The following is a 26,654-nucleotide window of genomic DNA, read 5'->3' as shown; positions in this document are numbered from 1 at the left end:
GGTTAAAAAGAGTATTAGGCGATTGCAAATCGCTACTACACAAGCAAAGTCCACGACAGTGGACTAATACAATTTAACCCACGAAGGTGGGTTTTGTCTGTTTAGCCGCGATTTCTAGTCGCCCATTTCTCTAAAATTTGATACTGCTGTGATTAATTCATCAATTTCTGATTCCAATGTTAAGTAATGAACGCTAACACGAATACAGTTAGGATGAGCAATTGTTCTGGTTAAAATATTTTGTGATTCTAGATATTGCACTAATTTAATACTAGGTTGATTAGTTAATTGAAAAGAGACTAATCCGCTTTCTGGAGGAGAATTTTTTAAACATTTGATATTAGATAAAGAGTTTAATTTTTGCCAAAGATATTGACTATTTTGGCAAATTTGCTGATATCTTTCCTCTGCTGTTCCCCACTGTTCATGAACTGTAATTGCTGCTTTTAAACCTATATATAATGGTGTTGATGAAGTAGAAACTTCATATCTTCGCCCATCTGGTTGCCAACCAGTTGGTTGAGCTTGACTATTAGTAGTGACTCCGTTTAAACCAATAAATGTAGGATGCAAATTTTCCCTGGTTTCGGGACGGACATATAAACCACCTACACCAGCAGGACCACATAACCATTTGTGACCAGTAAAGGCATAAAAATCTACATCCAATGCGGTTAAATCTACAGGGAGAACACCCACCGACTGAGCCGCGTCTATCAACAGCAGAGAATTATTACTTCTGCATAGTTCTACAATTTTGTCAATAGGTAAAACTTGACCAGTATTCCATAAAACATGACTTAAAACTACTAAGCGGGTACGAGGACGGAGATCTTCAGCAATAATATTGATAGGATTTCCCTCATTTAAAGTAGCCATTAAGGGACAGGTAGTAACTTCTACCGCAAATCTACGGGCAATTTCTTGAGCAGTAGCAATGACTCCAGGGTGTTCACAGTCGGAGAGCAGTAGATGATCACCCGGTTGCCAATCAATACCCCACATAGCAATATTACAACCTATGGTAACATTACCAGTGAGGGTAATTGTGTTAGATGGTATATTTAATGTGGATGCGATCGCTTCTCGACTGGCTTGTATTTGCGGTGATATCCAACCATAGGCCGCATTACCAAAAGGACCGAGATGTTGAATATGTGCCTGAGATTGGGTAATAGCATCCATAGCCCCTTGAGGCATTGGACCCTGTCCCCCGTAATTAAAATAAATTTTATTACTTAAAGCGGGAAATTGGGCGCGATGGTGATGTAATTTATTCATAAAATCAACTAGGTTTGTGGTTTTTATCTAATTCATTGATATATACTTTTATCAATAAATAATCAACATCAAATTCTACATCAAAAACTATGAATTGGTGGCAACGACTTAACAAAAATCCTTTAGCACGATCTGGGGCAATTGTCCTCTTCTGCTTCTATTTAGCCGTAATTGGTGCTGATTTTATCGCTCCTTATAACCCTTATGATTCACAACCGAACGGTTCACTACTTCCACCGACTCAGATTCATTGGGTATCTCAATCAGGGCAGTTTATTGGACCCCACGTATATCCTACAACACAAGGCGATACTAACTTAGAAACTGGGGAAAGAAAAATAATTATAGATCAGACAAAGCCTTCACCATTACGGTTATTTGTTACTGGACCAAAATATCAATTATTCAATTTGAGTATTTCCCTACCTCCAAAATGGCAAGAAGTCACAATTATTCCTGGTATTTCCTTAAATTGGCATTTATTTGGGGTTATTGGTGACGCAAAATTTAATATTTTGGGAACAGACGAACAAGGACGCGACCAATTTAGTCGCTTGTTACATGGTGGTCGAATTAGTATGTTTATTGGTATTTTCGGGATTATCATTACCTATCCATTGGCATTGCTTACTGGTGGTATTTCCGGCTATTTTGGCGGAATAATTGATAGTATCATCATGCGTTTAGCAGAAGTCTTGATGACCTTTCCGAGTATTTATTTATTAGTAGCATTATCAAGTATTTTGAGCCCAAAATTAACCAGCACTCAGCGATTTTTATTAATTATTGTGATCACTTCTGTAATTAGTTGGGCAGGTTTAGCCAGAATAATTCGCGGACAGGTATTATCAATTAAAGAACTCGAATTTGTGCAAGCAGCAAGGGTAATGGGTGGTAATCCAATTTATATTATTGTCCGTCATGTTCTGCCACAAACGGCAACTTATATCATTATTTCTGCTACTTTGACAATTCCTAGTTTTATTGGTGCGGAAGCAGTTTTGAGTTTGATTGGTTTAGGGATTCAACAACCAGATCCTTCTTGGGGAAATATGCTTTCTTTAGCTAGTAATGCTTCTATTTTAGTGTTACAACCTTGGTTAATTTTACCACCGGCAATTTTGATTATTATTACAGTTTTGTCATTCAATGTATTAGGTGATGGTTTGCGTGATGCACTTGATCCTCGTAGTTTACAGAGGTAAATAGCCACCGCTTCCCATAGCTTTGTCTAGCTGTGGGACTAATTACCTAAATTTGTCAAACACTTAGTCAGTTGCCAAAGATGGGCAGGAGGAGAATCGAACTCCTATGACCTCACGGTCGCCGCATTTTGAGTGCGGTGCGTCTACCAATTCCGCCACCCGCCCTTGGGTGTAACTTTCTCATTATAGCCTATTTTTTGATTTTGGCAATAGGTATTGAGATTTTTTTTGAGAAATTTTTTAGTCAGCAATTGATGAATCAATATCCTCCAATCTGGGACATCCACTGAGTGCCATTGCTACCTTTAACTCATCCTCTAGTAGGGAGATGATATGAGATACACCAGTTTTTCCAGCCACCGCTAATCCCCATAACACAGGCCGGCCAATGAGTACAGCCTTTGCCCCCAGTGCTAAGGCTTTAATTATGTCTGTGCCTCGACGAATCCCACCATCTAACAAAACCTCTGCCCGTCCGTTTACTGCTGCTACAATTGGGGCTAGAGCATCCAAAGAAGCGATCGCCCCGTCTAATTGTCTACCGCCATGATTAGAAACAACAATTGCTTGAGCGCCATGTTCCACAGCCCGAACCGCATCATCAGATCGTAAAATTCCTTTAACGACCACAGGTAAGGGGCTAATAGATTGTAACCATTGCAAGTCTTTCCAAGTGACTGCGGGGTTAATTTGCTGGCTAAAATAAGTCAATAAACCAGATTCTCCTTGTTCTTGGGGAATCTCTAAACCGGAGATATTGGTGAAATTACCAAGCTGTAAACCAGCAGGTAGGGTAAACTGATTAAGTTGGTCTCGTTCTCGTTTTCCCAACACGGGAGCATCTACAGTCAGACAAATCGCTTTGTAGCCCGCTCTATAGGCTCTTTCCACCAAAGCCCTAGTTAAACCCTGATCTTTGTGGATATAAAGTTGAAACCATTGTAAACCATTAGCAACAGTAGCTACTTCTTCTAAACTCTTATTAGCTAATGTACTCAACACCATACCGACACCTGCAATTTCCGCAGCTAAGGCTGTAGCAATTTCACCTTCTGGATGCGCCAGACCTTGAAAGGCCATGGGCGCAATTAACAGAGGTAATCGCAAATATGCCCCTAAAATCTTGGTAGTTAAGTTAACTTCACTAACATCAACTAGCATTCTTGGATAAAGTTTAACTCTTGCAAACGCAGCACGATTATCTTGCAGCGTAATTTCATCCCATGCACCACTACTATAATAGTCAAAAGCCATCTGTGAAAGATGCTCTTTTGCCATTTGTTCGTATGCGAATAAATTAATCGGTGATAGATTCATGTTGCGTAAAGGTAATTTATCTAGCAAGATCAGTTTCAAAACCTAAGATATAATCTACCAATTACGCCAACCTCCTGGGGATGCAGTTTCGTCTTGATGATTAATACTGTGATTTTCCAATATTTTTTGGTATTCTTGACTACTTGCCCACCGATCAATTTCTCGCGCCCGCAATACGGGGACAGGGTGGCTTAATTGGGCTGTGCGAGCAGATTTCACCATTTCCCCCAATTCCGTTTTACTAATGTCATCATAGGCACGAGCTTGGTCAATAAAGGCATCTAAATTCAATTGGGGTGCTAAACTGGGAGAACCACCGGCTAACTTCATTAATACTGACATGACTATTTTAGGGTCTTGGGTGGCTAACAAAGCGGCACGATCACAGGTAAACTCAGCACAGCGTACCCATTCTAATAATTGTGACTGCATAGCTTGTGCCAATACAGCACCAATATTTGGCACAACTGCGGCAGCTAAAATCAGTAAATTCACTGGCGTTAAATACACGCTGTGATCGCATTTTAGATGACCTAATTCATGGGCAATTACCGCCTGTATTTCTGCTGGTGTCAATATCTCAATTAAGGATGTGTGGATAACCACAAAGGGCTGTTTACCCCGCATAGCAAAGGTATAAGCGTTAGGGGCTGGATGTTGACGCACATATAATTGAGGCGGCTCAATGTCAAGAATTTGACAAGCTTCTAATAATAATTTGTGTAATTCTGGGAGTTGTTTTTCTCCTACTAAAATACTAGAAGCGATATTCTCTACATAAAAAACCTGTTCGGCCATTGGACCGAGCCAATTTCTCACCATCATATCTAAACCAGGGATTTGCTTGAGCGTTTTAGTAGCTTCCAAGTCTAGAGGATGACGGAACGAGTCAGCTTTTAAACCGATTAGTGAGCTTTTAAATAGGGACATAGTATTTAAAAAAATTAAAAAATAAAAAAGGAAATGTAGGTTGGGTTGAGCAAGAGCAAAACCCAATATAATATTACCAAGAATTTTGTTGGGTTTCCTTGAGTCAACCCAACCTACGATATAATGCTTTTAGTCTTAACAGAGAGTTCTAACTTACCTGCGCTTCCGCAATACCTACGGGACAAGTGACGTTAGTACCACCTAAACCACAATAACCACCGGGATTTTTGGCTAAATATTGCTGATGGTATTCTTCAGCATAGTAAAATTCAGGTGCATCTAATATCTCTGTGGTAATTGTACCATAACCAGCATCCTTGAGAGCTAATTGATAAACATTTCGTGATGTTTCCGCTAGTTGTTTTTGATTTTCGGAATAGACGTAAATTCCCGAACGGTATTGAGTACCAGTGTCATTACCTTGACGCATTCCTTGGGTGGGGTTGTGGCTTTCCCAAAAGACTTTCAGGAGTTGGGAATAAGTAATTATTTTCGGGTCAAATACAACTAACACCACTTCATTATGACCGGTCATACCGCTACATACTTCTTGGTAAGTGGGGTTGGGTGTGTAACCAGCAGCATAACCTACCGCTGTAGTGTAAACTCCTGATAATTGCCAAAATTTGCGTTCTGCACCCCAAAAACAGCCTAAACCAAACATAGCAGTTTCTAAGCCTTGGGGAAAAGGTGCTTTGAGGGGATTTTTGTTCACATAATGAAGTGCTGGTACTCGCATTACTTCGTCCCGTCCAGGTAACGCTTGCTCAGATGTTGGCATAGCTGATTTCTTTCCAAATCCAAATATTCCCATTGTTTTTAATTTGTATTATGTATGATGGCGATTCTTCTTGATTATACTTTGGGAATTTTAAAACATCCTCTTCGATGATCAATGATTTCATTTTTTTCTAGAGATCCCTGACTTCTTTTTTAGATTATCAATAAAATACAAATTGATAGTAGAAGTCGGGGATATTATTTTTCTAAAACTCTCCAGCTAAAGCAGGAATACACCGTTCACAGAGTAAAGGATGTTCTGCCGATTCACCAACATGGGGCGAATAATTCCAACAGCGATCGCATTTCTGATATAATTTACCATTATGCTCTTGTTCTGCGGCATTGACTACCCCAATATCCCAATTATCCTCACCTTGAACTCGCAAAGTTTTTAATCCTTTTAATGTGTCAGGTGTATCTAATAATTGCACTTCAGAAGTGAGGAATAAATATCGTAATTCATCAATTCCATTACCGCTAACATTCAAAGGTTCAATAGCAGCGCGTAATTTTTCATCACTGAAATAAATCAAAGCAATAGCTTCTAAAGAAGAACCAATTAACTTTTCTACCCGCGCTTGTTCCAATACCTTATTAACATCACTGCGAATGCGTCGCAATGTTTTCCAAAATTCCGCTAATTCGGGATTATCCCATTCATCATTCACCTTAATCCAACCAGCTTGAAAAACTGATTTATGAGTCGTTTTATAGGGGATAAATTGCCAGATATCCTCCGCAGTATGACACAAAACGGGAGCGATCGCTTTCGCTAAATTTTCCAAAGCAATTTGCAGAACTGTTTGACAACTACGACGACGGAAAGCATCAGCAGAACTGATATATAATCTATCTTTCGCAATGTCTAAATAGAAATTTGACAAATCTACAACACAGAAATTCTGTACAGTTTGAAAAAAGCGGAAAAATTGGAAACTATCAAAAGCTTCCGTCACCTCATTAAACACCTCACGAATGCGATGCAGCATATATTTATCCAAATCTGGTAAATCATCAAACGCTACAGCATCCTTCTGAGGATCAAAATCATGCAAACTACCCAATAAAAACCGTGCCGTATTGCGGATTTTATTTCTTACATCAGCTAATTGCTTGATGATATTACCACCCAAACGGACATCACCAGAATAATCTACCGAAGAAACCCACAACCGCAAAACATCAGCGCCATAAGCGGGTTCTTTTTTCTGGTCTTTTCCACCCAAAATCATTAATTGAGGGTCTACCACATTTCCCACAGACTTACTCATTTTCCGTCCATGTTCATCCAAGACGAAACCATGAGTTAAAACAGTTTTATAGGGTGCAATACCATTAACCGCTACACTAGTCAACAAAGAAGATTGAAACCAACCGCGATGTTGGTCAGAACCTTCCAAATACATATCCACAGGATAACACAACTCCCGTCTTTGCTTCGCCACCGCCGCCCAAGAAGAACCAGAATCAAACCAGACATCCATTGTATCTGTACCCCGGCGGTAAGTCTTGCCGTTATTGCGGTATTGTTCCGGTAATAACTCCTCTACAGACAACTCCCACCAAGCATCAGAACCTCTTTGAGCGATGATAGCTTGAACATGATTAATCGTGTCCGCATTCAGCAAAATTTCCCCAGTTGCTTCATCATAAAACACCGGAATCGGCACACCCCAAGAACGTTGACGAGAAATACACCAATCCGATCTTTCTGCTACCATAGGCGTAATGCGGTTTTCACCTTGTGCCGGAATCCACCGCGCAGAAGAAATAGCCGTTAAAGCCTCATCCCTAAATCCTGACACAGAAGCAAACCATTGTTCAGTAGCGCGGAAAATCGTCGGTTTCTTCGTTCTCCAGTCATAGGGATACTTGTGAGGATATGCTTCCTCCTTCAACAGAGAACCAACCTCATGCAAAGCATCAATAATCGCTTGATTCCCATCGCCCAAAACATTCAAGCCAGAAAACTTACCAGTATCGTCCGTAAAATTACCACTATCATCAACAGGAGCAAGAATCGGCAAACCGTAACGCTGACCAACGATATAATCTTCTTGACCATGACCAGGAGCAGTATGAACTAACCCTGTCCCCGACTCAATAGTGATATAATCACCACCAACAACCACCGGACTTTCACGGTCAAAAAGAGGATGACGATAAATAGTACCTTCCAAATCCTGACCAGAAAATTTGACTTTTACCCTTAACTCACAATCCAACCTAGCAGCTAAACCTGCTACCAACTCAGCCGCAACGATGAGATATCGAAACCTCACCCCCTCAGTCCCCCTCTCCGCTTGCAGAGGGGGGGAAGTAACATCTTCATCCCCCCTCCTCGCTTGCGGGGAGGGGGTTAGGGGGTGGGGTTGTACCTCCACAACCGCATACTCCAACGCACCATTTACAGCCACAGCCAAATTACCGGGGATAGTCCAGGGGGTAGTAGTCCACACAGCCACGCCCAAATCAGGCAGGAACGGCTCTAAAACTGATTTTAAGTGTTCTGTAACCTTCACCACCGGAAACGCGGCGTAAATGCTGCGAGAAACGTGACCTTCAGGATATTCTAACTCAGCTTCTGCTAAAGCAGTTTTAGAACTAGGACTCCAGTGTACAGGCTTGAGACCGCGATAAATATAACCTTTGAGGAACATTTCCCCAAAAACGCCAATTTGCGCGGCCTCGTATTCTGGCTGTAGAGTTAAATAAGGATTTTCCCAATCACCCCAAATCCCATAGCGTTTAAAACTTTCTCGTTGCTCATCTACGGTTTTTAGTGCGAACTGTTTCGCTTTTTGACGCAATTGCAAAGGAGTGAGATTTTGCCGTTCTGCCTGTTTCATATTTTGCAGAACTTTCAACTCAATGGGCAATCCGTGACAATCCCATCCTGGAACGTAGCGAATTTTACGACCTTGTAGCAAATGGTAGCGGTTAATAATATCTTTGAGAATCTTATTTAAAGCATGACCAATATGCAATTGACCGTTAGCATAGGGAGGACCATCGTGCAGTATAAATAATTCGCCGGGGTTGTTTTCAGCCAGTTGAGAATAAATGTTGTTTTCAGCCCAGAATTTTTGGATTTCGGGTTCGCGCTTAATGGCGTTTGCCCGCATATCGAAGTTAGTCTTGGGTAAGTTGACGGTATCTTTGTATTTTCCAGTTTCGGTCACAGGTTCATGCCTAAATGTAGGTGTGCAGGTTATCCAATCAATTATAAGTCGTCGGTTGGGTTGAGAAAACCCAACAACGCTTATTGGTATTTTGGGGTTAATTTTTTGTTTTTGCAGGTTTACAACATATACAATATATAAAGTTACCCACAATAGACTTATGACACTAACCCTCAGCTTACCACCAGAATTAGAACAATATTTAATACAGGAAGCACAACAACAAGGTCTTTCTGTGGAAACTTATGCAGTGCAATTGCTACAAAAAGAAAAACAATTGAAAATAGTTAATGTGCTTCAGTCTTGGATAGATGAAAGTGATGAACAAGAACAGCAAGAAACAGGGGAATATTTAATTAATGCTTTAGATGAAAATCGTTTATCCAATCGTCAATTATTTCCGCAAGAATTAAAAGGTATCAGTTGGTGAATAAAATTATTTTATTAGATGCTGGACCTATAGGCTTAATCACCAATCCCAAATTATCAGATGAAAGCCTTGCTTGCGCTAAATGGCTACAAATGCTAATTTTTTCAGGTAGTAGAGTTATCATTCCTGAAATTGCTGATTATGAAGTGCGACGAGAATTATTAAGAGCAAATAAATTTAAAGGTATTGCTCGTTTAGATGAATTAACTCAACTGGTAGAATATCTACCAATTACAACAAATGCAATGCGTCAAGCTGCTTTATTTTGGGCGCAAGCTCGACAACAAGGACAACCAACAGCAGGTGATAAAACAATAGATGGAGATATAATTTTAGTTGCTCAATCTGTAACTTTAAATATTGCAGATGTTGTGATAGCCACAACTAATGTTGGTCATTTGTCAAGGTTTGTTAATGCTGATTTATGGCAAAATATTCAAATAAACTGAATAATAACAGGACTTACGCAAAATATCTCTCAAACCCTCTTTTCTTCGTTCTCTTCGTTCCTTCGTGGTTCATTAATGTAGGTGTGCAGGTTATCCGATCAATTATAAGTCGTCGGTTGGGTTGAAGAACAAAACCCAACAGCAGTTATGGGTATTTTGGGGTTAATTTTTTGTTTTTGCAGGTTTACAATATATAAAGTCACCCACAATAGACTTATGACACTAACCCTCAGCTTACCACCAGAATTAGAACAATATTTAATACAGCAAGCACAACAACAAGGACTTTCTGTGGAAACTTATGCAGTGCAACTTATTCAAAAATCTATTTTCCAATTAGAGAAAAATTCATTTGAAGAAACACCCACAGAAATTGTCATTGAAGGTATTCATCAGGGAATAAAAGAAGCATTAAGTGGACAAACTATACCTCTTTCACAAATGTGGGAAGGAATAGATGCAGAATAATGAACCACTATCAATTGAAATTGCTATTACTCCTCGTTTTCAAAGAGATTTGCGAGAACTAGCTAAACGCTATCGTTCCATTCGTAGTGATATTCAACCTTTAATTGATCAACTACAAGCAGGTGAAATTCCTGGAGATAGAATTGCGGGAATTAAATATCAAGTTTTCAAAGTTCGTATTAAAAATAGTAACATTCAAAAAGGAAAAAGTGGAGGATATAGGGTGATTTATTATCTAAAAAATGCTCAAGGAATTATACTCACTACAATTTATTTTAAATCTGATCTGACAGATGTGAGTAATGAAATAATTGAACAAGCAATAGCTCAATATGAAGAAGAAAATACCATTCCAGATCAATAAAAATATAAAATTTAACTACTTGAGTAAATTTTTCATTTTCATGTAAAAATTAATCCTCTAGTTTTGGTCTTCTTCTTTTCTGTATAAACTCTATTTGAGACCTATAACCTATTGTTGCAGAAACAATACGTTCTCTTAGTTCTTGTGAGGTTTGTTTTTGTGTTGATATTTTCAAGAATTTTGCAAAAGACTCCAGAGATTTTTTTGTAGAAAAATGAGATTTCAAAAACTCTATTCCTTCCTCCATAGAATTTAACTTATCTAATTTTTCTGCAAGTTGAGTATGGTCTAAATTCTCAGACTGCTGATTTTTATTAATGGTTTTGCGAGATGTCTTTTCTAACTTTTCGACAATAATATGCTTGGGATAATGACAATTCACCCTTAGTTGTGCTTTCCCTTCTAAAATATCTTTCTTTTGCTGATCATTAAAATTTAGCCATTGTCTCCTAACTATATCAATTACTTCTTTAGGTATATCATCTATATCATCGTTGTTAACTGAATATTGATTCATACTGCTTATATGGTAATTTTGAAAAATTATCTAAATTCACTTAATAAATACTCAAACTCATCTACAAATTCCTTTATCTCTTGAATAAGATGTGGAGGTGCAGATGAATTTAAAATAACTGGAATCCTATCTTCTGAAGCAGTTGAAAACAAACTTTGATATTCTCTAATGAAAGTATCAAATTTGTTTAATTTGTGATTTTTTTCGATATCGTCTATATACCTTTGATGATCTTTAATTGGTTGTTTACCTTTACTCACCTTAACCATTGTAAATAGTATCTTAAGAATCTTCGGATCAATGGATGAGGTATTAGCTTGTTTTGCATAAAAGTTATAGTCATCTTTAAAATCATGAATACTTTGGGTTAAATACGAAATTCCTAACGTAGAAAGATGATCAGGTCTTGCAGGTATTACAATATAATTACTTGCTGCTATAGATGTTTGAGTTACAATATTAAAATTGGGAGGACAGTCTATTAAAACAAAGTCATAGCTTGATGTTAATGTCTCTAATCCTTGGCAAATTGAACTAAAAATTGTTATATATTGTTCTGCTTGTTCAAGTCTGCCATATCCTCCTGCTAACCTGCCAGCAAGTTTCATATCAATATCAATCAATGATAAGTCAGAAGGAATTAAATGTAATGAACCTTGTTCACTATATTGTTGTATTTTTTCATTAATTGGACTTGGATCAACTCTCAAATCACTCAATGATTTATAATTAGAGATGCCCTTGACAAATGGCGTAAAAAATGTTTTTAAAGTCAGTTCTTTTTCATCAAGCCAACCCAGTTCATTCAACTTTAAAAAAGAGAAGGTTAAACTGCACTGAGGATCAGCATCAATTAATAATACTCGATAACCTCTACAGGCTAATTCTGTTCCTAGATTAGCGGTGATAGTGGTTTTACCAACGCCACCCTTATAGTTAATAATAGATACTACTTTCATACTGAAATCGAAGTGATTTTTGCAAAAGAGATATAGTTATGGATTAAAACCCATGTTCACATTATACTACTAAGCGTCCGCAAATGGCAAATGTAGGTTGGGTTGAGGAACGAAACCCAACATCACCCATAGGCATTATACCATCAATGTTGGGTTTCATTTCATTCAACCCAACCTACTCGTTGCCAATATCATCATCAAAAATAATTTCCTCACCCGCACCCCACATCATGTCATACATACCTTGACGCACAGCACGGTGAAAACTGGAATATTCCCAATCTTTTGGTGCTATTACGAAACCATGTTTCACGGGATTATAATGAATATATTCAACGTAATTTTGAAAATCAATTTCATCTCTAATTAAATGTTCCCAAAAACGATATTGCCATATAGCCCGTTGTTTTTTCTTTTTTCTAGATATAGATATATTTTCTGGTGAAATAGTTTCACATTTACGACTAAAATAACTTTTAATTAAACGCCAACGGGTAGAAAAATCATGATCATTTTCTGGTAAAGTCCAAATACAGTGGAGATGATCAGGTAAAATCACAATAGCATCTATAATAAATGGATGTTTCCGCATTACATAACCAAAAGCATCTCTTAATAAAGAAACATTTTTTTGTAAACATAATATTTTTTGTCTTTTCTCTGTCACCACTGTAAAAAGGTATGTTCCTCCTGCCACTTTGGCGCGGCGATATTCCATACTATAAATATCCTGTGAATAAAGTTGTGTTTTATAACCTTGATTTTACCCCGTAGGTTGGGTTGACGCAAGGAAACCCAACATTAATTATAAAGTGAAGCGCAACCCAACATTAATTATACAGCACTTCCCGATGTTATAAGGTACAAGAACCCCACCCCCAACCCCCTCCCCGCAAGCGAGGAGGGGGCTTAAGATGTACCTAGAGCGGAAACCCCTGTAATATGTTGGTGGGTGATGTTGGGTTTCGTTCCTCAACCCAACCTACAAATATTGGCGGTTATAAAGAATGAGTAATTATAATATGTCGGTGGGTGATGTTGGGTTTCGTACCTCAACCCAACCTACAAATATTGGCGGTTATAAAGAATGAGTAAAAGTATGCCCGAATTATTAGATGTAGTAGCACTCACAGTTAATTTATCTGAATATAATTTATTATCTGGTCAAGTTGGTTCAATAGTTGAATTATTAGCTGATGGTGCTGCTTTTGAAGTAGAATTTAGTGATAGTAATGGACAAACTTATGAATCTGTTGGGTTGCTTCCACAGCAAATAATGGTGTTACATTTTGAGATAAAAGCACCCATTAGTTTTTGAAGGAATTTATATGTCTGAAGAAACTAGATTGACTTACACCGATAAAGAAACCGATGGGGTAATGATAGATTTGTCTAAAATAGCGGAACAAACACAAGCACAAAATATTAATTTAGCTTTGAAATTTTTACCAAAGCTACCAGCAGAGGCTTATGCAGCATTGCAACATATAGAGGTAATAGCTTCATCTGAAGATTGGCAAAAAATCACCTATCAAATAGCACGTACTTTAGTAAATGCTCAATATGAAATCACTCATCGTCAAATTATGGAAAAGATGAAGCTGGATAATTTAGATGAGATGGAATCTGATGATGATATTTTAGCTGCTGCTTTGAAACTTACGAGTTAGTTTATTTTTACCAAGCTAAAAATAGATAGAGTCACTCACAATAGATTTATGACATTAACCCTCAATTTACCACCAGAATTAGAACAGTATTTAACAGAGGAAGCACAACAGCAAGGACTTTCTGTGGAAACTTATGTAGTCCAACTTATTCAAGAATCTATTTTCTAATTAGAGAAAAATTCATCTCTTGAAGAAACACCCACAAAAATTGTAATTGAAGGTATTCATTCAACCCAACCTACTCATGTCTAAAGGTTGAACTTCTGTGTATGGAGGTGATTTAATTTGTCTTCCTCTACCAGGAATTTCTATAGGACATAATTCAATAGTTTTCGGTAAATAATCAGTCCAAGTATGAAAAACCCTCCTGTTACCACCAGCATAGGGTAGGCAAAATAGGCGTGATTTGGCTTGGAGGTTGGGTTTAGGGCAAGTTATCCAGGAGGTAAATATTGTTTTTGTGTTCATTGTGGGGTTTATGTGGGGCAATGGTAGTTGATTATTATTTAATCTCAAAGTTGTCTGTTTTGATGATGAAAATTAAATAACGAACCACAGAGGACACGGAGGTTAGGAGGGAATGAGAGTTTAAAAGGTTTTATGCGTAAGTGTTATTCAAAATCTTCTCAGGCTCTCAGGGGAAATAATGTTAATAACATTAACATTATTAACAATATTAACTTTATTAAGGTAAATACTTAAGTAACTTAGTGATGACAATCAGATAAATTTTAGAGACACTTGTTTTGTCAGAACAAAAAGCGGTGAATATTACTATGGTTCACCAAGACTTTTTGTCTTAAACTCCAGAGAAGGTACAAGGTAAACAGAGAAAACGAAACTATGAATAAACAATTGATCAAAAGAATCTCTTTTTCATTACTTTCTGTGCTGGTGACATTTTTAATTACATTTAGTCATGCTCTTGCACAGGAAGTAAAGTTTTATTGGGACTATATCAATGTTAATATTGATGTGCAAAATAACGGCGATATGTTAGTCACTGAAACACAAAAATATGTGTTTAAATCAGATTATCCTAATCAACGATCTCGCTATATTCCTTTAGATAAAGTTGATGAAATTAAGGATGTAACGGTTCAAGAAAATAATCAAATTATTCCTAGTGAAACCGGAATTGAAAATAATCAAATCTGGATTCGTTGGCAACATCAATTAAAAGCACCTGAAAGTCATACTTTTGTCATTAAATATCGTGTAGTTGGTGGGCTGCATATTAATGGTGATAATACTCAAGTTTACTGGAAAGCCATTTTCGCTGACCGTAAAGCCCCAATTAAAGCAGCAACAGTTCGGGTACAATTACCAGAAGCTTTATCAGGTAAAGTCCAAGATTTTCAAAATTTTGGTATACCAGCTACAAGCCGTCAACTAAATCCGAAAACATTTGAATTTGTAGCAAATCAGCCTATTCCACCGCAACAAGAACTAGAAGTTCAGGTGACATTCCCTAGCGCAATTCTGAATATTCCTCAACCCAATTGGCAACAAGGTGGCTTTGTTTTGAATTGGAATAACTTTATATTTCTGTGCTTTTTCGCATACATTGCCTTTGTTATAGTTTCGCCAATCATAGTTTCGCCAATCAATGATCGAAAATGTCCCCAATGTCAAAAATTTACGCTGAAACGGAATTATAAAATATTAGTTCCGGCAACTACTAGGAGTAAAGGAAGGAAAAGAGTAACCCACCACTGCCAAAACTGCTCATACCATAACGAGTATGAAGAAGAAATTCCAGTAATTAGCTACATTGATGATTCTGCTGGTGGCGGTGGCGGCGGTGGCGGCGGTGGTGGTGGCGGTGGCGGTGGTGGCGGTGGTGGTGGTGGTGGTGGCGGCGGTGGTGGCGGTGGTGGCGGTTGATAGCCAGTCAGAATTTACACCTCATTACAAGTCCCGTTAGTAGCAATTCTCATGTTCTGCACCATAGCGAAGGTATTGATAAATCTGAAAAGTTCTTAATTGAAGAAGGAAAACAAAATGAAATTATCAAAATTAACAACTTTAGTTTTTGTACTAGGAGCAATATTATATAGCTCTAAAGTTGATGCTCAAAATGTGCCGAATATTTTAGGTCTTGCCCGGAGTAAATCGGCAAGTATGGAAATATTTATTGATTCTAATGATGCAGCAGAATCTTACCTCAACCAGAGTGTTGCCCGCCTACTATCAGGAGATTTAAAAGGGGCAATTGAAGATTGTAACCAAGCCATTCGTCTTAATCCTAACTACGCACTAGCTTATAATAATCGAGGTTTTGCCCGCCTACTATCAGGAGATTTAAAAGAGGCGATTGAAGATTTTACCCAAGCCTTGCGTATTGATCCTAGCCTTGCACTAGCTCAGAATAGCCAAGATTCTAACCCTGGTCAATTGGAAGATGTAAAAGGAACTATTGCCAAGTTACAAAAAGTAGCTAAACTATTTAAAGAAGAAGGAAAAATAGCTGAATATCAATATACTCTTGATTTAATTAAGAAGATAAACATTGAGCCATCAGAATTATATGAAAATGGCCAGCCATTTTTAGAAGTTAAAGCCAGAGAACAAGGAGATAATTACATTAAATTAAAATTTTGTGCTGAAATGGGTGAAAAATTCCAAATCCGGGTTACTCTAAATAATGCAACCATTACAGAAAAGTTTGTCATTTAACCAATAAGGTTTAGTTAAGAAAATTGTTGGTTGGGTTTCATTTTTCAACCCAACCAATTCGCGTAGATGTTGGGTTTCACGTTGTTCAACCCAACCTACATAGACTATTATAAAAAGTTTGTCGATGCTACTAAAACAGTAGCTATTGCTATGGAAAAAAATGGTAATACTAAAATAGGTATTCAACAAGCTTTAAGTCATAATTTTGCTTTTTCAGGTGTGACAGGGACAATCAAATTTTTATCATGGGGCGATCGCATCAGTAAGGTTGTGTTATTTCACATACAACCAGATACTCAAGCACTTACAGGCTATAATTTTGCCCGCAAATACTATAAACAATTTGGTATAATTAGGTAAAAAATTAATTACCGTCTAGGAAAATTAAAAGTAAATTGTAATTATTTGACTAATGACTAATCAACACCGCATTGGCATTATTTTAGGAACTCGTCCCGAAGCTATTAAACTAGCACCAGTAATTCAAGTTTTTCAAAATTCTCCAGATTTTGAATTGCAGGTAATTCTCACAGGACAACATCGAGAAATGGTTGAACAAGTAATGAAGTTGTTCAAACTCAAAGCTGATTGGAATTTGGAGATTATGCAGCGTCAGCAATCTCTTAGTGAGATTACCTGTCGAAGTCTACAAGGTTTAGAAGCATTATTTCAGGAACAAACTTTAGATTTTGTGATTGTTCAAGGAGATACGACAACTGCTTTTGCTGCAACTTTGGCCGCTTTTTATCAAAAAATTCCTGTTGGTCATGTGGAAGCTGGTTTAAGAACTGATGATTTATTTAATCCTTTTCCAGAAGAAGCTAATAGAAGATTAATTTCTCAGCTTACACAATTGCATTTTGCCCCGACAACTTTAGCGGTGGAAAATTTACAAAGTTCTGGAGTGTTGGGGGAAATTCACCTCACAGGAAATACAGTGATTGATGCTTTGTTAAATGTGGCTGCAACTAAACCAGTTTGTCATATACCGGGTTTAGATTGGCATCAATATCGGACAATTTTAGCAACAGTTCATAGACGGGAAAATTGGGGAGAACCACTGCAAGATATCGCTGAAAGTTTTTTACAGATTTTAGAGCAATTTCCCGATACAGCTTTATTATTACCATTACATAAAAATCCGATAGTTAGAGAACCATTACAAAAATTGTTGGGGAATCATCCCCGGATTTTCTTGACAGAACCTTTAGATTATGCGGAATTAGTGGGGGCTATTGAGCGATCGCATTTAATTTTAACAGATTCTGGTGGTTTACAAGAAGAAGCCCCCAGCTTGGGTAAACCAGTGTTAGTTCTTAGAGATACTACAGAGAGACCAGAAGCTGTCACCGCAGGTACAGCCAAACTCGTAGGTACACAAACGGAAAATATTGTCGCAGCCGCTAGTGAACTACTGAGTAACTCGGCCGCTTATACTAAAATGGCCACCGCCATTAATCCCTTTGGCGATGGCCATGCAGCAGAACGCATTTTACAACTTGTCAAAAATTACTTGTCAACGCAGCTAAATACCTAAAGCCCTCCGAGTTTGATAACCAACAACACCATCTACACGCAGTCCGTTACGTCTTTGAAAGTGACGTACTGCATTAATGGTTCTTGAACCGTAAACACCATCAACTCTAATCCCTAAAGCCCTTTGGATTTCTCGGACTCGTTCACCCCTTGTGCCATATCCTACAGTTAATCTACCGCCAACACCGTACCTAGAACGGTGTCTACGATAAGAATAGCCAGGAGTGTTACCAATCCATCTTTCAGCAGCATAGTATCCCCGGTAACGTCCCGAGGAAATTCTCGCAAATCCATTTCTCACATTTCCAGTATCACCAATGTATGAACCATTTTGAACACAAGCTATAGATGAATTATCGGTGCTGGGTCCTGTACGAATATTCAGACAACTACCATTAGTCCTGACATACTCTGCCGAAGCGAACTGCATTTGAGTAACTGTAGCTAGTAATATACTCACACCAGCTAAAGTTAACCATGCAGAAGATTTAAAAAACTGTCGCCAATTCAATACCTGGGATAATTTAGGAAGATTTAATGCAAAATTTCCATTTGTTTCTTCATCTTCTATATACATATAGGAATAAGTCAAATATTCCATAATCACCCGCTCCTTTATCTGAACTTTTGCGATACTTTTGTCTAGATCTAATCTTTATTTATTTTATACTTCTTTACTAAGATAAGTTAGCTGCTATATTTCGCCATTTAAACTGTCACATCAAGTATTTGTAATGAAATCATCAATTACATAGAGTCGTTATACCATTTCTTTGCGAGGGGATATTTTAAAGGTATTATGTTCGTAAATATTAACACCAAAATTCTCATGAACTCACCCCTTTAGTCCCCTCTTCCCTACAAGAAAATGGTGGTTTTAAGCCCCCTCATCAACAAAGGCTTTTCCTTTTCCCTCTCCTTGTAGGAGATTTTAAGTATATATTTTTGCCTATCCATTCATCCCCTACTGCTGATTTTCTTCACAAACTTTGATACTCACTGTTGCTGTCTCTCCAGTTATAACTGTAGTTCCATTACATTCAGTATTATTACTCACAGGTAAAAGGGGCTTTGAGATGAGGGGGACTGGTTGATTTATCCGTGTTTTTGCAGTGGTGGCTGAGGGCAAGAAACTGAGAGGATTACTAGCTAAACGACCATCCGGGTAAAATTCAAAATGCAGATGAGGGGCACTGCTATTGCCTGTTGAACCGATTTCAGCAATAATTTGACCTTGTTTGACCTGTTGACCTTTACTGACCAATAGACGGCTATTATGTCCATAAACCGTTACACTACCGTTCAGATGTTTAATTTCTAGAAAATTGCCTAATCCCCAATTATCCCAACCAGCTTTTACCACTGTACCAGCAGCAGCAGCCAAAATTGGCGTGCCTTTTGCACCAGCAATATCAATTCCCTCATGTTCATATTTACGGAAACCTTGGGAAAAAATTCCTTGGGTAGGCCAAATCAAGCTACTACCAGGTGCGAGTGCGGGGTTAATTAGAGAAACTGTCTGAGTCAAAGCGGGGGTGACTTTGTTTAATACTAAATAAAAAGATATTAAAGCCATCAAAGCATAATTACAAAAGCGGTAAATATTAACTTTTTTCATCAGTTTCTAGCCTAATACTTGCTATAGCAGTAAAAAAGAAGTCAAAACCGACTACTATAAATAAAGAATGCTATAGTTATTTGCTAGTTCAATCCAATATCTGTCATATCAGGACAATTATTTGGTTAAATTTACCACTTGTGCAACACTGTGAACTGTAACTTCTGAGTGAGAACTTTTGCTTGTTGAGTAATCCCATCCCAATTTTCTTCTAATACCCATTTTTTTGGGAATAATTCCCCACTTAAGCCCACAGCTATCGCCCCAACTTTTAAAAAATCTTCGGCGTTTTCTAAGGTTACACCCCCCGTAGGAATTAAGGGAATATGTCCTAATGGTCCTTGCAAACTTTTGATGTAATTACTTCCTCCTACTGATTGTACAGGGAACACTTTCACGCAACTGGCACCATAATTCCAAGCGGTAATAATTTCCGTCGGTGTTAATGCACCGGGAATTATCGGTATATTTGCGGCTACGGCGGTTCTAATCATGTCCGGATCAGTATGGGGACTAAAGAGAAATTGACACCCGCAAGCGATCGCCTCTTGTAATTGCTGGAGGTTAAATAAAGTACCTGTACCAATTATACAGCCGGGTAATTTGGTACGTAGTGTGGAAATTAACTCCGGTGCGCGATCACTATTCCAGGTAATTTCAATTAGTCCCATGCCCCCAGATGCTACCGCTACAGCCATTTTTTCACCCCAGACCATTTTTGGGGTGCGAATTACAGCGATCGCTCGGTGTATCTTTAATTGTGACAACCAAATTTGATTAAGCATTTTCACTATGTATAGTATTTTGAAGATATGAGATACACATTTATCGGGCAAGATGCCTGCACCACAAGAGTTTGATTATTCCAGGTTGTACCTTATTTGACTGAAATATGCTGTATATAAAATAGCAAGATACGGGTGTTTTCTTTCTGTAATTTAAATTTCATTCGCGGTAAGTAAAAAGTCTCATTAATGGTAAAATGACCAAGGTAGTATTAATAAATAAGTTGAATTGACAATGAATCGGATTTTTTGGATTACTGCTTTAATCGCCTTTATTAACTCCTTGAGTTTGACAATTTTAATCCCTATTATTTATCTTTATGGTAAACAATTTGGTTTAAATGATTTCCAAACTAGTTTATTGTTTTCTACCTACTCTGTCGCTCAATTTTTTGCCACTCCTGTAATTGGTAAGCTTTCTGATAGATTTGGGCGTAAACCATTATTAATAATTAGTTTAGCAGGAACAGTAATTGCTAACATTATAGCCGGCACTGCCACAACAGCAATCTTAGTATTTCTCGCCAGATTTTTAGATGGAATTACCGGGGGAAATGCCGCCGTTGCCCAAGCGGTTATTTCTGATATCACCAGTCAAAAAAATCGCGCTCAAGCCTTTGGAATTTATGGCGCAGCCATGGGATTAGGCTTTGTTATTGGTCCAGTTATTAGTTTATTAGCACAGCAAATTTCTTTAGGGACAGCATTTTTAGTTTCTGGTGCAGTTGCTATGATAGCCATGTTAATGACCATGTTCTTATTACCAGAAACTTTACAAAACAAATCTCCAAAGTTTAGTAATATTTTGGATTTAGGATTGGAAAATTTAATTAAAGGGTTTGCTATGCCAGGAGTTGGCATTTTACTATTAATTAACTTTTGTACCGGGACAACATTTACCATGTTTACCTATGCCTTTCAACCCTATTTTATTCAAGTTTTGCATCAAAATAATCAATCTTTAACCCTCTTATTTCTAGCATTTGGCACTTTGGCAGTAATTATGCAAACTTGGGGAATATCGGTTCTCCGTCCTAAATTTAATGTCGTCAAGATATTATTTCTAGGTTTATTTGTTCGCAGTTTATCATTTTTCTTAATGCCCCTTTGGCCTAGTATCACCTATTTTGTCATAGTTAGCATATTATTTGCTTTATTTAATGCCCTGGTCCAACCTATGATTAGTACATTAATTTCTCTTAATGCTAAACCACAAGATCAGGGAACTGTCTTAGGATTAAACGCATCTTATTTAAGTATTTCTAATGGTATTGGTCCAGTAATAGCCGGCATGATAGTTCAACAATCGAAACCGGTTACTTATGGCTATCCTTTATATATAGCAGGCATTTTGACGTTTCTGGTTTTAGCCTTAGCAATAGCTACACGCAAAAGATACAGCACTGCTATTTAATGCGTTAATTTAGGTAGTTTAGCCCAGATCAAAGCAGGATTTAATGAAAATAAATGTTAACTGTTAAATGTCAAGTAAACTTAAATAATTGTCAACAATTTATTCATATCCTCGAAAATGTCACTTCTGGCAGTATATTGTCAAGAATACTACCTTCGTGTCATATAAATCATTGGTTGCGAAAATACTTTTTACAAAGGGTAGTTCATTACAGCATTTGGTAGATTAGGACAATTCATTTTTTGTCAATTTTTTAGACACCCAGCTAATAATACCACTCAGCAAAGCCCCACCCATCAGGATACCAATAGCAGGGTTAAATAATGGTATCCAAAGTTTATGCCACAAATCCAGACCAAGGTTGATTCCCGAAGCATCACCAATCACAGCAATAACAAGCCACGCGAAACCTAAAATCACAAGGAAAACATCAGCAACAAGGATGAAGTTAAGCCAGTTTAATAATTTGTCTTTCATTTTTATTGGTAATTTGTAATTTGTAATTGGTGATTGGTGATTGGTAAAGAGTTAATTAACAATTATCAATTGTTAATTGTCCTCAAATAACCATTTTTTGACTTTGGCTAAATTTTGCCAATCAGGTTTTCTAGTGAAACCATCTTCAATACTATTTTTAACTTCTTCTTGCCATTCTTCATTGACAAATATCAACTGTTTTGCAAACTCAATATGTTCCCGTAAACCTTTTTGACCTGTTTCCAGCATAGCTAAAGCCAGATTAATTCTTCCCTGTGGGTCTTGGGGATTGAGTTTAACGGCTTTATTAGCGGCTTTAAAAGCCAATGAACCCTTGTTATCAAGAAGATATAACCAGGCTAGACAAATCCAAGCTGAACTAGCCTTAGGAGAGCGATCGCATACCTCTTTAAATACAGGAATTAGAGATTCTACAGATTCTCCAGCTTTATACCGTTCTAAACCTGTATCAAACAGGGAATCAATTGTATTAGTCATTTGTTAGTTGTCAGTTGTCAGTTGTCAATTGTCCGTTGTCAGTTATCAATTGTTATTAGCAACCAATAACCGACAAACCTGTCTAAATATTACACACCGAAAGATTTACCGCAACCGCAAGTTTGGACAGCGTTGGGGTTAGTGAATTGGAAACCACCACCAATCATGGCATCGCTATAATCGAGCATGAGACCATAAAGGTAAAGTAAACTTTTGCGATCGCTGATAATTTTGAAGCCATCATAATCAAACACCTCATCATCAGGGGTAATCTTGCTGATATCCTCAAAATCCATCATATAAGACATTCCCGAACAACCGCCTTGTCTAACTCCCACCCGTAGACATAAATCTTTTCCTTGTTTGTCTTGAAGAGACTTAACTTGACGCAATGCAGTTTCAGATAACAGAATTGAGCGTTGTTGAGTTTGAGTTGCTTGTGTCATGGATGATTAACTCCTGAACTGATTTTATCAATACCCCATAAGGCATTTTCATACCTCTGGGCTGCTATGAATGTTTTTGTATTCATTTTAGCGACATTAGGATGGGAAAAAAGCATAAGAAGATGAGAAAATGAGAACATGGGTAGAAAATTATCAATTATTCCTGCCGTCTTCCCCCTTGCCTGTTTCTGAGCAACCCAGAATTTTTATTCTAGAATTGAGGGAATAGGTATGTTTAATGATTAACCATTCCCAAAAATCGCCCTTCTCATCGCTTTGTTCTGATTCATTTACTTTATGACAAGTTTTAATCGCTCTACCAGTCGCCGGTTGCAGAAATTAACCCAGATTCCTTCTGTATGGGAGGGCGATCGCCGTCCATTGTCATCACCACACAGCCCAGGGGACCCAGAAGCCAAAGGAGAATGTATTCTCTGGGTGGATGCCTCTGAAGGTATAGTTAGAGGCATGGACATGGTAGATCCAAGCCTGGGACCTGAAGCCATTGTGCGGACTTTAATGCGGGCAATAGAACATCCACAAAGTCCGGCCAAGCCCGCTAGACCCCAAAGAATCGTTGTCCGCGATCGAGAAATTCAATTTTACTTGCGGGGAGTGTTGCAAGATTTAGATATTGCTATTGACTACCTACCCGAATTACCAATAATTGATGAACTTTTTCGCTCTTTTGCGGAAATCGTTGACGGACAAACTCCCGATTTACCACCCAAATACGCCAAACTCCTCCATGATAAAGCCTTAGAAGTCTGGCAAGCTGCCCCTTGGAACTTTTTAGAAGAACAGCAAATTTTATCAATAGAAATCAATCAATGGGATGTAGACAAACTCTATGCCTCCGTCATGGGAATGTTAGGAATTGAGTATGGAATTTTGTTTTATCGTTCTGAAGATTCTCTGAAGCGGTTTCGGGCTGCCGTTATAGCCGATGATGATGAAACAAATCGAAATTTAGAAGCAGCTTTCCTCAAACAAGATTGTTTATTTCTCACCTTTGATTCTGTAGACGATAGCGACGATGATGATATAGGTGATTTGGCGGATATGCCTGATTCAGAAATTGAACCTACTTTCGGTAATATTCACCCCCTAGAAGGGCTACGTTCGGTTTTGTATGAAGAAGAAGCACTACTAACTTTTGTCGCATTAGAAAGTTTACTGCGGTTTCTGCGTGATTACCGTCGTCAATTATCCCAGGAAGATGGTCTCACTCTGAGCCAACGTTATCGAATTTCCTTACCAAAAAGCGATGAAAATCGTAGATCTTTAAATGTTACCGTTTCTAGAATGCCAGAATTGACGGCAGAACTGGAAGAAATGGCTGGTTTGAATGATGATGAAGATGATTCTATATTTGAAGCCCTAAGAGACGATTTGATTCCAGAAGATGCGTTCATGAGTCTGGGTGTGTTATCTTGGAAAACATTAGATCACCTACGTCAAGGCGCTAACCACCAAGCAGGGGGTGAATTTGAGCCTGTGGGGGATGGTTTACCTGTGATTGTGATTCAAACCTCTCGTCCTAAAGCTAAGGGGATTATTAAAAATATTCAAGAGGCTGGAGGACTGAACGCAATTTGTTTCCATACTGTTACTGATCCGATAGATGATAATCTCTATGACTTGGGTTTATTGCAAACACGCAATCATGAATTATTTTTGTTTGGGCAATTTTTAGATGATGACCCAGTGCATATAGAAGCTAAGAGAAAATGGCATCAGCGATGTCAAAATACTCAGGGTCATTGTGGTTTAATTATTGCTAAAGGATTGACTGGCTCAACTCGTGGTAATCCCCAATTAGGAGATATGATGGCTCTATTGGAAGCTCATGTACTTTCCGCTGCTGAGTTGACCTTGGAGACAGTTGACTAAATAAGTTGACTAAATAAACAGATATACCTATAATTCATAAATTAAGTTAGTAAGTAGGAAATAAATAAACCTGTCCTACTCATACCGGGTCGTGGTAATCTACTTTTAATTAGATTTAGGTGTATCCGTTGAAAAAAATAAAATGAAAAATTTGTCAGAATTTTTTCCATTGCGTCATGAGCCTCCATCATTAACAAGCCCTCATTCTCTTATAACCATAAATAATTCCATAGAAGATAGGTGTGTTCATCATTGGTTTGAGGAGCAAGCACAAAAAACCCCACACACAGTAGCAGTAGTATTCGGTTATGAAAAACTAACTTATCAACAACTGAATCAACGAGCTAATCAACTTGCTCATTACCTCCAAAGACTAGGAGTTAAACCGGAAACTTTGGTAGGGATTTTTATTGAGCGATCCTTGGAAATGGTCGTAGCACTATTAGCGGTTCTCAAAGCTGGTGCAGCTTATGTCCCCCTCGATCCCTCCTATCCCCCAGATCGTCTTGCTTATATGTTGGCAGATGCCCAGGTGTAAGTGTTGTTTGAGTCATAAAAAAGTGTTCGTAATTCTCCTATTATCATAGTTTATTGTGTATTCTGATTACTCAATGTCGGTGGTATGATTTACCACGGGGGCTATATGGGCATCAAAAATGGCGCGAGGATGGAACATTTATTTGAATACTTAAAGGGACGTATACTAGCGATCACTGATCACAGGGGACTGATAAATTAGAAATTTGGCGCGGTTGAGGGATTTTTGGTAATTACTTCTAGTGGATAAAGTTAAACTCATAACATGAAAACGGGATATACTAAATAAATGAATCAAGGTGTTGGCTAGTAATAAAGGTGACGACACGACTCAAGACAAAAACCTGCTGCTCCCAGATTTCAACAAGAACGATGTTTTGCTTGGTATCAGCGCAAATATCGTTGCCTTGTCGTCAAATGGGAGCGTCAAAATAAACCTTTTGACCCATTCATAGACCTTGCCACCACCCATATCTGGACTAACAAAATATTATTAGCGGGATAGGTTAATCTAATTACAAGTTAATCTCTTTTCTTTCCCTCAGGAATCCCCGGTATTCAAGCAGGGGGTTTTCATTCTCGGGGGTAAAAAAGAAAAGAAAAGTGATCTTTTGTTGATAAAATTACAAAAAGATCACTATTTTTTGTATTTTAAAATATGTTAAATAGTTTAATCGAAAAACTCAAAGAAGTCAAGGATTTCCGCCAATCTCAAGGAAGAAGGCATGAGTTATGGGTAGTCCTTACTATTATTATTTTAGCCTTATTAACAGGAAATGTTAGTTATAAGCAAATTACATCTTTTTGCAAAGCTGAAGAGGAAAAGCTGATTGAAATGTTGTCTATAAACTCAAAAACGCTCCCGTCTTATAGTACAATAAGAAGAGTAATGCTCGGAATAAATATTATAGATATACGGTCAATAATTACATCAATAATTAATAATTATTATTCGCCAAAATCTCAGGAAGATTGGATTGCTATTGACGGGAAGATTTTAAAAAAAACTCTGACTGATTATGAGGAAAAATCCCAGAATATGTTAAATGTGGTATCTTGGTTTAGCCAAGAAACAAAGTTAATAATTAAGGTAGAAATTCAGAAGAATAAAAAAAAGTCAGAAAGTGCTGTAGTCCGCTCTATGATAGAGAATTGCGATTTATCTAATAAGGTTTTTACTTGGGATGCCTTGCATTGTAATAAAGAAATAACTAAG

The 26,654-nt window shown here is 37.8% G+C and carries 29 protein-coding genes, 1 tRNA gene and 2 pseudogenes; 16 read left to right on the top strand and 16 right to left on the bottom strand.

Annotated elements, in window-relative coordinates; translation table 11 throughout:
* Positions 1–114: 114 nt before the first annotated feature.
* Positions 115–1,281 carry an aminotransferase class V-fold PLP-dependent enzyme gene (locus tag H6G25_RS04600; RefSeq protein ID WP_190391454.1) on the bottom strand — a complete coding sequence of 389 codons (1,167 nt, stop codon included), beginning with the start codon at positions 1,279–1,281 and terminating at the stop codon, positions 115–117.
* An 89-nt stretch (positions 1,282–1,370) separates the two neighbouring features.
* Between H6G25_RS04600 and H6G25_RS04595 the strand changes: the two genes are divergently transcribed.
* A complete protein-coding gene (locus tag H6G25_RS04595) occupies positions 1,371–2,486 on the top strand; it encodes an ABC transporter permease (protein WP_190391453.1) in 1,116 nt (371 codons plus the stop codon).
* An 81-nt stretch (positions 2,487–2,567) separates the two neighbouring features.
* Here the strand turns inward: H6G25_RS04595 and H6G25_RS04590 are convergent.
* The 5 genes from H6G25_RS04590 to ileS all read right to left on the bottom strand — a co-directional run bounded on the left by H6G25_RS04590 (position 2,568) and on the right by ileS (position 8,698).
* A tRNA-Leu gene (locus tag H6G25_RS04590) sits at positions 2,568–2,651 on the bottom strand.
* 75 nt (positions 2,652–2,726) lie between these two features.
* On the bottom strand, positions 2,727–3,803 hold the full coding sequence (locus H6G25_RS04585; RefSeq protein WP_190391452.1) for an alpha-hydroxy acid oxidase: 1,077 nt from the start codon (positions 3,801–3,803) through the stop codon (positions 2,727–2,729).
* 54 nt (positions 3,804–3,857) lie between these two features.
* On the bottom strand, positions 3,858–4,733 hold the full coding sequence (locus H6G25_RS04580; protein ID WP_190391451.1) for a M48 family metallopeptidase: 876 nt from the start codon (positions 4,731–4,733) through the stop codon (positions 3,858–3,860).
* Between the two features lie 148 nt (positions 4,734–4,881).
* Positions 4,882–5,547, bottom strand: a complete 666-nt coding sequence (msrA, locus tag H6G25_RS04575) for a peptide-methionine (S)-S-oxide reductase MsrA (protein ID WP_190391450.1) — start codon at positions 5,545–5,547, stop codon at positions 4,882–4,884.
* Positions 5,548–5,719: 172 nt separating this feature from the next.
* Complete coding sequence (ileS, locus tag H6G25_RS04570) at positions 5,720–8,698, bottom strand: isoleucine--tRNA ligase (RefSeq protein ID WP_190391449.1); 2,979 nt, start codon at positions 8,696–8,698, stop codon at positions 5,720–5,722.
* A 160-nt stretch (positions 8,699–8,858) separates the two neighbouring features.
* Here ileS and H6G25_RS04565 point away from each other — a divergent pair, with 160 nt between their 5' ends.
* From H6G25_RS04565 to H6G25_RS04550, 4 genes are all read left to right on the top strand, one after another.
* Entirely contained in the window at positions 8,859–9,128 is a 270-nt protein-coding gene (locus H6G25_RS04565) for a hypothetical protein (protein WP_190391448.1), read from the top strand.
* A complete protein-coding gene (locus tag H6G25_RS04560; protein WP_190391447.1) occupies positions 9,125–9,577 on the top strand; it encodes a nuclease in 453 nt (150 codons plus the stop codon). Before H6G25_RS04565 ends, H6G25_RS04560 begins: the two co-directional genes overlap by 4 nt.
* Positions 9,578–9,793: 216 nt before the next feature.
* Positions 9,794–10,045: a hypothetical protein gene (locus H6G25_RS04555; protein ID WP_190391446.1), complete on the top strand. Its 252-nt coding sequence runs from the start codon at positions 9,794–9,796 to the stop codon at positions 10,043–10,045.
* Positions 10,035–10,409: a type II toxin-antitoxin system RelE/ParE family toxin gene (locus H6G25_RS04550; protein WP_190391445.1), complete on the top strand. Its 375-nt coding sequence runs from the start codon at positions 10,035–10,037 to the stop codon at positions 10,407–10,409. The genes H6G25_RS04555 and H6G25_RS04550 overlap by 11 nt, the downstream gene beginning before the upstream one ends.
* 49 nt (positions 10,410–10,458) lie before the next feature.
* On the opposite strand, the gene H6G25_RS04545 is transcribed toward H6G25_RS04550, so the two are convergent.
* The 3 genes from H6G25_RS04545 to H6G25_RS04535 form a co-directional block, all read right to left on the bottom strand.
* The gene (locus tag H6G25_RS04545) at positions 10,459–10,926 is read right to left on the bottom strand and encodes a hypothetical protein (RefSeq protein WP_028090020.1); all 468 of its coding nucleotides are present in this window, start codon (positions 10,924–10,926) and stop codon (positions 10,459–10,461) included.
* A gap of 26 nt (positions 10,927–10,952) precedes the next feature.
* Entirely contained in the window at positions 10,953–11,885 is a 933-nt protein-coding gene (locus H6G25_RS04540) for an AAA family ATPase (RefSeq protein ID WP_028090019.1), read from the bottom strand.
* 175 nt (positions 11,886–12,060) lie between these two features.
* Positions 12,061–12,603: a transposase gene (locus tag H6G25_RS04535; RefSeq protein ID WP_190391444.1), complete on the bottom strand. Its 543-nt coding sequence runs from the start codon at positions 12,601–12,603 to the stop codon at positions 12,061–12,063.
* Positions 12,604–12,972: 369 nt separating this feature from the next.
* Here H6G25_RS04535 and H6G25_RS04530 point away from each other — a divergent pair, with 369 nt between their 5' ends.
* From H6G25_RS04530 to H6G25_RS04520, 3 genes are read left to right on the top strand one after another with little or no spacing between them, the layout of a single operon-like run.
* Positions 12,973–13,203, top strand: coding sequence for a DUF4926 domain-containing protein (locus tag H6G25_RS04530; RefSeq protein ID WP_190391443.1), 231 nt, complete (start codon positions 12,973–12,975; stop codon positions 13,201–13,203).
* Positions 13,204–13,213: 10 nt separating this feature from the next.
* A complete protein-coding gene (locus tag H6G25_RS04525; protein ID WP_190391442.1) occupies positions 13,214–13,555 on the top strand; it encodes a hypothetical protein in 342 nt (113 codons plus the stop codon).
* A gap of 48 nt (positions 13,556–13,603) precedes the next feature.
* Complete coding sequence (locus tag H6G25_RS04520; RefSeq protein WP_190391441.1) at positions 13,604–13,723, top strand: toxin-antitoxin system HicB family antitoxin; 120 nt, start codon at positions 13,604–13,606, stop codon at positions 13,721–13,723.
* Positions 13,724–13,783: 60 nt separating this feature from the next.
* Here H6G25_RS04520 and H6G25_RS04515 read toward each other — a convergent pair whose 3' ends face one another.
* Positions 13,784–14,023 (bottom strand): thioesterase domain-containing protein, encoded by a 240-nt coding sequence (locus H6G25_RS04515; RefSeq protein ID WP_190391440.1) that lies wholly within the window; start codon positions 14,021–14,023, stop codon positions 13,784–13,786.
* A gap of 375 nt (positions 14,024–14,398) precedes the next feature.
* Here H6G25_RS04515 and H6G25_RS04510 point away from each other — a divergent pair, with 375 nt between their 5' ends.
* From H6G25_RS04510 to wecB, 4 genes are all read left to right on the top strand, one after another.
* Positions 14,399–15,442, top strand: a complete 1,044-nt coding sequence (locus H6G25_RS04510; RefSeq protein ID WP_190391439.1) for a DUF2207 domain-containing protein — start codon at positions 14,399–14,401, stop codon at positions 15,440–15,442.
* Positions 15,443–15,559: 117 nt separating this feature from the next.
* The gene (locus tag H6G25_RS04505) at positions 15,560–16,234 is read left to right on the top strand and encodes a DUF1822 family protein (RefSeq protein WP_190391438.1); all 675 of its coding nucleotides are present in this window, start codon (positions 15,560–15,562) and stop codon (positions 16,232–16,234) included.
* A 66-nt stretch (positions 16,235–16,300) separates the two neighbouring features.
* Positions 16,301–16,594, top strand: coding sequence for a hypothetical protein (locus tag H6G25_RS04500; RefSeq protein ID WP_206754772.1), 294 nt, complete (start codon positions 16,301–16,303; stop codon positions 16,592–16,594).
* A 52-nt stretch (positions 16,595–16,646) separates the two neighbouring features.
* A complete protein-coding gene (gene wecB / locus H6G25_RS04495) occupies positions 16,647–17,771 on the top strand; it encodes a UDP-N-acetylglucosamine 2-epimerase (non-hydrolyzing) (RefSeq protein ID WP_190391436.1) in 1,125 nt (374 codons plus the stop codon).
* Here the strand turns inward: wecB and H6G25_RS04490 are convergent.
* The 3 genes and pseudogenes from H6G25_RS04490 to H6G25_RS04480 all read right to left on the bottom strand — a co-directional run bounded on the left by H6G25_RS04490 (position 17,760) and on the right by H6G25_RS04480 (position 20,173).
* Positions 17,760–18,371, bottom strand: coding sequence for a peptidoglycan-binding domain-containing protein (locus tag H6G25_RS04490; RefSeq protein ID WP_190391435.1), 612 nt, complete (start codon positions 18,369–18,371; stop codon positions 17,760–17,762). The two genes, wecB and H6G25_RS04490, sit on opposite strands and share 12 nt — an antisense overlap.
* Positions 18,372–18,737: 366 nt before the next feature.
* Positions 18,738–19,388: pseudogene (locus H6G25_RS04485) on the bottom strand (M23 family metallopeptidase); the annotation flags it as partial.
* A gap of 131 nt (positions 19,389–19,519) precedes the next feature.
* The gene (locus tag H6G25_RS04480; protein WP_190391433.1) at positions 19,520–20,173 is read right to left on the bottom strand and encodes a bifunctional 4-hydroxy-2-oxoglutarate aldolase/2-dehydro-3-deoxy-phosphogluconate aldolase; all 654 of its coding nucleotides are present in this window, start codon (positions 20,171–20,173) and stop codon (positions 19,520–19,522) included.
* 235 nt (positions 20,174–20,408) lie between these two features.
* Between H6G25_RS04480 and H6G25_RS04475 the strand changes: the two genes are divergently transcribed.
* Entirely contained in the window at positions 20,409–21,587 is a 1,179-nt protein-coding gene (locus H6G25_RS04475) for an MFS transporter (protein WP_190391432.1), read from the top strand.
* Positions 21,588–21,812: 225 nt separating this feature from the next.
* Here the strand turns inward: H6G25_RS04475 and H6G25_RS04470 are convergent, their stop codons facing one another.
* The 3 genes from H6G25_RS04470 to H6G25_RS04460 form a co-directional block, all read right to left on the bottom strand.
* Positions 21,813–22,064 (bottom strand): hypothetical protein, encoded by a 252-nt coding sequence (locus H6G25_RS04470; protein WP_028083014.1) that lies wholly within the window; start codon positions 22,062–22,064, stop codon positions 21,813–21,815.
* A gap of 72 nt (positions 22,065–22,136) precedes the next feature.
* A complete protein-coding gene (locus H6G25_RS04465; protein ID WP_190391431.1) occupies positions 22,137–22,562 on the bottom strand; it encodes a hypothetical protein in 426 nt (141 codons plus the stop codon).
* A gap of 89 nt (positions 22,563–22,651) precedes the next feature.
* Positions 22,652–23,008: an iron-sulfur cluster assembly accessory protein gene (locus tag H6G25_RS04460; protein WP_028083016.1), complete on the bottom strand. Its 357-nt coding sequence runs from the start codon at positions 23,006–23,008 to the stop codon at positions 22,652–22,654.
* Between the two features lie 297 nt (positions 23,009–23,305).
* Here H6G25_RS04460 and H6G25_RS04455 point away from each other — a divergent pair, with 297 nt between their 5' ends.
* From H6G25_RS04455 to H6G25_RS04445, 3 genes and pseudogenes are all read left to right on the top strand, one after another.
* Positions 23,306–24,901, top strand: a complete 1,596-nt coding sequence (locus tag H6G25_RS04455; protein ID WP_190391430.1) for a hypothetical protein — start codon at positions 23,306–23,308, stop codon at positions 24,899–24,901.
* Positions 24,902–25,133: 232 nt separating this feature from the next.
* Positions 25,134–25,436: pseudogene (locus H6G25_RS04450) on the top strand (AMP-binding protein); the annotation flags it as partial.
* A 660-nt stretch (positions 25,437–26,096) separates the two neighbouring features.
* Positions 26,097–26,654, top strand: a 558-nt coding sequence (locus tag H6G25_RS04445; RefSeq protein ID WP_190391428.1) for an ISAs1 family transposase, incomplete at its 3' end; no start/stop codon positions are given.

The sequence above is a fragment of the Dolichospermum sp. FACHB-1091 genome (assembly GCF_014697585.1).
GTDB lineage: Bacteria > Cyanobacteriota > Cyanobacteriia > Cyanobacteriales > Nostocaceae > Dolichospermum.
The sequence above is the reverse complement of the archived record's forward strand: the minus strand, read 5'-3'. Positions and strand labels throughout refer to the sequence as shown.